Origin of the sequence: Marinitoga sp. 1154 (assembly GCF_013363285.1) — a bacterium.
Taxonomy (GTDB): domain Bacteria; phylum Thermotogota; class Thermotogae; order Petrotogales; family Petrotogaceae; genus Marinitoga.
On record NZ_LBFB01000052.1, the window covers coordinates 1 to 2,124 of the forward strand.

1 protein-coding gene and 1 tRNA gene are annotated in these 2,124 nt (G+C 24.4%); one reads left to right on the forward strand and one right to left on the reverse strand.

Translation table 11 applies throughout. The features are described 5' to 3' along the window. The first annotated feature begins 478 nt into the window (after positions 1–478). The gene (locus XO12_RS10980; RefSeq protein WP_175420331.1) at positions 479–1,999 is read left to right on the forward strand and encodes a GGDEF domain-containing protein; all 1,521 of its coding nucleotides are present in this window, start codon (positions 479–481) and stop codon (positions 1,997–1,999) included. 27 nt (positions 2,000–2,026) lie between these two features. Here the strand turns inward: XO12_RS10980 and XO12_RS10985 are convergent. Then, positions 2,027–2,103 (reverse strand) — tRNA-Met (locus tag XO12_RS10985). Positions 2,104–2,124: the final 21 nt, after the last annotated feature.

The following is a 2,124-nucleotide window of genomic DNA, read 5'->3' on the forward strand; positions in this document are numbered from 1 at the left end:
ACCCAACGGATTTTAAGTCCGCAGCGTCTGCCAATTCCGCCACCTCGGCAACCTTTCAGGCATTTCAACCGTATTTATTCTATCATTTTTTCGCTCTTTTGTCAATACTTATTCGTTACAAGTTTCTTATGAATTTATTGGTGTTTTTTAAATAATATTTATGTAAAAAATTCTAAATGTAAATTAAGACTGTCTAAAAAGTCAAATTCACTCAGACAGCTTGATTGCTAATCCTTAAAATTATTCATTCTCAGCCGTCGCTCAAACAATACATCGTGTATTGTTTCGCTCAAAATTACATCCATGTAATTTTGACGGCTTTCATTCATAATTTTAAGGGCAATCTTCGAGTCTTCGTTTCATTTGAGACTTTTTAGACAATCTATGTGAATTTTAATATCATTATATTGTTTTTTGTAGTAAAAATTGATATAATAAATCATGTATGTTTGTTAGAATGGTTAAATGGGGGGTATGTATGAAAAAAAAACTACTTTCTCTTTTAGGTATTGTAATTTTTTTTGTATTATTAATTTCAAGTTATAAATTAAATAATTTATCCGGTTATAAAGTAAGTGAATGGTATGATGAATATGGAAATAAATTATACACACCAATTATTAAAGAAACAAAAGGTGAAGAATATATCTTAATTTCTTATTTTCCAAAAACAGAAAATCAATATATTGTTTTTCCTGAAATTTCTGCTAATTATGCTGAATTATACTTAAATGATGTTTTGATTAAAAAATTCGGATTCAATAAAAATAATTTATTCAATATTTACTTAAAACCCCATTTGATACTTTTAAATAATTTAAAAGATCAAAATAAATTAAAGCTTGTTATTTACGATCTATATAAAGGTGGTATCCGTATTACACCTGTATTGATACCAGAATCGAAACTTCATGAATATCTTTTATTATATTTTATTAATTATGGTTTAATATCTTCTATAGGGGGAATAATATTATTTCTTATAATATTGATTATCAGTTATATTTTCTTTTTAGATAGGAAATCTGTTAATCATTTATACAATTATCTTTTTTCCATGTTTTTTTTATTTATAGCAACAATTGATTTTCATTATTATTCTTTTGGAAACATGTATACCTTTTTATTATTAAAAAAAATTTTTTATATTTCCATGCTTTTAGCATTTTTATTTTTCTTAAATACAGTAACTTTAAAACAAAATAAATATAAGATTATTAATATTATTATAAAAATTTCGATTATTATACCTATTTTCTTTTATTTGATAGCAAAAGATTATTACCAGCTTATGAATTATTATAATTTATTTTCATGGATTCCAACAGCATTATTGTTATATATAATTATTTTATATAACAAAAATGTAAAATATACTTTTTTATTAACTTTTTTAGCGGCAACTATTATTCATGATTTGATTTTAGTCAATTTCTCTATAAATAATAGTAAATTTTTATTTTCTTATGGTATTTTTTCCTATACAATATTAGTTGGTATTTCTTTAGTGGAAGAAATTAGAAAAGCTCATATAAAAATGAGAAAAATATCTTTGAAAGCTTTGAAGGATCCGTTAACAAATGCCTATAATAGGCTATTTTTAAAACAAATACATTTTAATGAGAATGATTCGTTGATTTTTTTCGACTTGAATGATTTAAAAAAAATAAACAATAAACATGGGCATAAAAAAGGAGATGAAGTTTTAATTTATACAGTAGAAACAGTAAGAAAACATTTAAGAAAAGAGGATTATATAATCAGACTTGGCGGTGATGAATTTCTGGTTATTTTAAAAAATTGTGATATTAAAATAGCAAAAGAAAAATTTTCAAAAATTCAGGAAGATTTAAAGAATTACAATATACCTGTTTTTATTTCTTATGGAATTGTACAATATAAAGATTCTTTAGATAAAACTATAAAAAGAGCTGATAAATATATGTATAAAATGAAATCAGAAATAAAAAAGTCAAAAAAATATAAATTCAAAAAATAAAAAAGCAGCCAAAGGCTGCTTTTTTATTGGTGGCGGCGAAGAGACTCGAACTCTTGACACTGCGGGTATGAACCGCATGCTCTAGCCAACTGAGCTACGCCGCCATAAAAAAAATGGTAGCGGGG

Bases quoted from the DNA above. Each gene is read 5' to 3' on its own strand.
- XO12_RS10980 (WP_175420331.1), top strand. From the start codon at position 479: ATGAAAAAAAAACTACTTTCTCTTTTAGGTATTGTAATTTTTTTTGTA.